General features: G+C 36.7%; 4 protein-coding genes and 1 pseudogene. All 5 read left to right on the top strand.

The window, feature by feature from the left end; genetic code table 11:
* Positions 1-174 precede the first annotated feature (174 nt).
* Complete coding sequence (nagA, locus tag V7659_RS19235) at positions 175-1,374, top strand: N-acetylglucosamine-6-phosphate deacetylase (RefSeq protein WP_335541466.1); 1,200 nt, start codon at positions 175-177, stop codon at positions 1,372-1,374.
* Positions 1,371-2,108, top strand: coding sequence for a glucosamine-6-phosphate deaminase (gene nagB / locus V7659_RS19230; RefSeq protein ID WP_335541465.1), 738 nt, complete (start codon positions 1,371-1,373; stop codon positions 2,106-2,108). Before nagA ends, nagB begins: the two co-directional genes overlap by 4 nt.
* Positions 2,109-2,139: 31 nt before the next feature.
* Positions 2,140-2,862, top strand: a complete 723-nt coding sequence (locus V7659_RS19225) for a GntR family transcriptional regulator (RefSeq protein ID WP_335541463.1) — start codon at positions 2,140-2,142, stop codon at positions 2,860-2,862.
* Between the two features lie 26 nt (positions 2,863-2,888).
* Positions 2,889-3,626 (top strand): SIS domain-containing protein, encoded by a 738-nt coding sequence (locus tag V7659_RS19220; RefSeq protein ID WP_335541462.1) that lies wholly within the window; start codon positions 2,889-2,891, stop codon positions 3,624-3,626.
* Between the two features lie 140 nt (positions 3,627-3,766).
* Positions 3,767-3,997 (top strand): annotated as a pseudogene (locus V7659_RS19215) (hypothetical protein); the annotation flags it as partial.

The following is a 3,997-nucleotide window of genomic DNA, read 5'->3' as shown; positions in this document are numbered from 1 at the left end:
ATAGATGTCTATACCAATTAACTAAATTTATTAACAAACTGATTCTTATGGGTTAGAGTAATATTAGGTTAAAATGGTATTATATTCTTATTTTTATTGTAAAGTAAATTGGTATTGACAACTATATAATGGTGATGCTAAGATTTAGATATAACCTGAAAGGAAGTATCGAAGATGATTTCAAACGATAATCATATTTTACTAAAGGGTATACGGGTTTATTCAGAAGAACAAATAATTGAAGATGGATATATAAAAATAAAAAATCAAAAAATCATTGAAATCGGTTCATCAACTGAGCTGTCTAATAATGGCAACTGTAATGTGATTGAACTTCCTGCCCATTTTAATGCAGTTCCAGGCTTTATCGATGTTCATATCCACGGTGCAGCCGGTGCCGACACAATGGATGCAACCAAGGAAGCACTGGACACAATGGTAGCAGCATTGCCTAAAGAAGGTACAACTAGCTTTTTAGCTACTACGATGACCCAGGAAGGGAAGCAAATTGAAAATGCCTTAATAAATGCCGGGAATTACATTAAAGAACAGCACGCTCCAGGAAAATCTGAAATACTTGGCATTCATCTTGAGGGACCGTTTGTGAATAGCAAAATGGCTGGGGCACAGCCAATTCAACATATAATTGACCCTGACCTTTCATTACTTGAAGAATGGCAAAAGCTGTCCAATGAGACGATTAAACTTGTCACTTTAGCTCCGGAAAGACCGCATGGTTTGGAGATGATCCGATATTTAAAGGAAAAGGGGATTATTGCATCGATTGGTCATACAGATGCTACTTATGATGAGGTGAACGAAGCTATTGAAGCTGGAGCAAATCACGTAACCCATCTTTATAATCAAATGAGAGGGCTGCATCATCGTGAACCTGGGGTTGTGGGAGCGGCCTTTTTAAGAGAAGAATTAAAAGCTGAGATAATTGTCGATGGGGTGCATAGCCGTCCAGAAATGGTTAAACTTGCTTTTAAGCAAAAACGAAGTGATGGATTGATTTTAATAACCGATTCGATGCGGGCAAAATGTTTGAAAAATGGGAAGTATGAGCTTGGCGGCCAAGAGGTTTTTGTAAAGGATGGAAAAGCAGTACTTGAGGATGGAACTCTTGCCGGAAGCATTTTGAAATTGGGACAGGCGGTAAAAAATATCATTTCATATGCGGACTGTTCACTTGAAGATGCAATTGAAATGGCTTCAGTGAACCCAGCCAAGCAATTGAACCTTTATGATCGAAAAGGCAGTATTGCAGTTGGAAAAGATGCGGACATTGTTATTTTAGATGAGAATATGGAAGTTTATATGACATTATGCAGGGGAGCTCTTGCTTTTAATAGGGAGGATAATTCTAAATGAAGATTATTGAAGTCACAGATTATCAACAAATGAGTAATAAAGCAGCTGAATATATCATAAAAAAGGTTATTCAGAATCCAAGTATTAAACTTGGTTTTGCGACAGGCGGGACTCCAATTGGGACATATAAATGCTTAATCGACGACCACCATAAAAATGGGACTGCTTATCAAAAGGTAACCACTTTTAATTTAGATGAATACATTGGGCTCTCGAGTGAAAATAAAAATAGCTACCGATATTTTATGAATAACCAGCTTTTTAATTATATTGATATCAATAAGGCCAAGACAAATATTCCAAGCGGTATTGCTGCAGATTTTCAAGAGGAATGCCATCGATATGAGGATTTAATAAATCAGCATGGCGGTATTGATTTGCAAATCCTCGGGATAGGCAGTAATGGACATATAGGCTTTAATGAACCAGGAACTTCCTTTGCTTCCAAAACGCATATTGTAGAGTTAGCTTCTTCAACTATTCAAGCAAACGCAAGATTTTTTAATGAAATCGAAGAGGTTCCTACTAAAGCCATTACCATGGGAATTTCCACCATTATGAAAAGCAAAGAAATTCTGCTTCTCGTGTCAGGTGAGAAGAAAAGAGAAGCACTTTTTAGACTATTGAATGGGGAGATAAGTGAAAGTTTTCCAGCATCAGTGTTGAAAAATCATCCTTGTGTTACAATTATTGCAGATAAAGCGGCAATAGCAGATTTAAAGGTTACAACGTGACAGTTTTAAGGAAAGGATGCAGCTGGAGGAAATGATTAATAAGAATTCTCCGATTCCAATTTATTACCAAATTGAAGAGTATATTAAAGAGCTTATTGAAAATGGCGAGTTGCGTCCTGGTGATGCGCTTCCACCAGAAAGAGAATATGCGGAAAAATATCAAATAAGCCGTATGACAGTGAGACAGGCATTTACACAGTTAGTAAATGAAGGATTGTTATATCGATTACAAGGAAAGGGCACTTTTGTTGCAGAAAGAAAAATTGAACAGCCCCTTCAAGGATTAACTAGCTTCACAGAAGATATGAAAGCAAGAGGATTCGAGCCTGGAAGCCAATTACTTCACTTTGAAATTATTCCTGCAACAAGACAAGTAGCAGGGCAGCTTTTAATTTCGGAACATGGCCCTGTATATGAAATTAAAAGAATTCGTATGGCAGATAATGTTCCAATGGCGCTAGAAACCAACTATATTTCAGCCAACCTTATTAAAGGACTTACAGAAAGAATTGTAAATGATTCCCTGTATAAATACATTGAAGAGCAATTAGATTTAACAATTGATAATGCTTCACAAATCATTGAATCATCTGTGGCCAATCAAAGCGAAGCTGATTTATTAAAAATCAGTAAGGGTGCGCCAGTTATGTTAATTCAAAGAAACACATTTCTAAAGGACAATACCCCTGTTGAATTCGTCAAATCGGTATATCGAGCAGATCGCTACAAATTTATGATCCAAATGAAACGTTGAAGACATGGCACTGGAGGTATTTAAACGTGTTCAATCATTATTTTCATAAGCTTCACGAATTATTAAGCTTAGTTGAAAAGGATGAAACTGATGGCCTCAAAGTAGCTGCTAAGAAAGTAGCAGAATGTATCCAAAACGATGGAATTGTCCATGTTTTTGGGTGCGGACATTCACATATCCTTGGAGAAGAACTATTTTACCGTGCAGGTGGACTAGTACCTATTAACCCTATCCTAATTGAGGACTTGATGCTTCATAAGGGGGCTGTTCGTTCATCTCAATTAGAAAAGGAAAATGACTTAGCAAAACAATTTCTAACTAGAGTGGAAATTCAACCTCAGGATGTGGTTATTGTTGCATCAACCTCTGGCAGGAACCCCGTACCAATCGATGTTGCCGAGTTTGCTAAAAATAAAGGGGCATTTGTCATTGCTATCACTTCATACGTTTATACAAAAGCCGTAGCATCAAGACATAAAAGTGGTAAATATTTATTTCATACCGCTAACCTTTCCATTGATAATCATATAATGGTTGGTGATGCATTAATGGAGCACGAGTCTCTTGCTGTTAACTTTGGTTCAGGATCAACAGTCGTTGGGACAGCGATCGTTAACGGAATAATGGTGGAGGCCATTAGCAATATGATCAGTAACAACTTTGAACCGCCAATTTTTAAAAGCGGCAATGCTAATGGTGCAGAAGAACATAATCGTGTGCTGATTAACAAATATAAAGATCGAATTCCAATGTTGGAAAATTGAATGCTTTAAACGAAACCGACAGTTACACTAGTTGGTTTTTTTGTGGAAAAATAAAAATGCGTTTATTTTCCACCAATACTTTCTTTGAAAATCAAGAAAAATAAAGGAGTAACATGATTCTTTCAAAGGAGGTATTTCGATTGATAAAAAAATCTTTTGGGTTAGTTTTAACAGCGGTTTTAACAATGGGACTTGCTGCTTGTAATAACAATGATAAAAATGACTTAAATGATCAGGATACTCATGTTGGGATGAACAATGACATAAGAAATAACACCCCATATATGGATGTCCGTAATGGCAGAGATAATGGGATTGACCACAATGGTCCATTAACTGAGGATTATACAAACAATGATAACAATGATTCA

It is taken from the genome of Neobacillus drentensis (assembly GCF_036966985.1).
In the GTDB taxonomy this organism is placed as follows: domain Bacteria; phylum Bacillota; class Bacilli; order Bacillales; family Cytobacillaceae; genus Neobacillus; species Neobacillus drentensis_E.
The sequence above is the reverse complement of the archived record's forward strand: the minus strand, read 5'-3'. Positions and strand labels throughout refer to the sequence as shown.

Excerpts from the sequence above, each read along its gene's own strand:
- nagB (WP_335541465.1), top strand. The coding sequence starts at position 1,371 with ATGAAGATTATTGAAGTCACAGATTATCAACAAATGAGTAATAAAGCA.
- nagA (WP_335541466.1), top strand. The coding sequence starts at position 175 with ATGATTTCAAACGATAATCATATTTTACTAAAGGGTATACGGGTTTAT.
- V7659_RS19225 (WP_335541463.1), top strand. The coding sequence starts at position 2,140 with ATGATTAATAAGAATTCTCCGATTCCAATTTATTACCAAATTGAAGAG.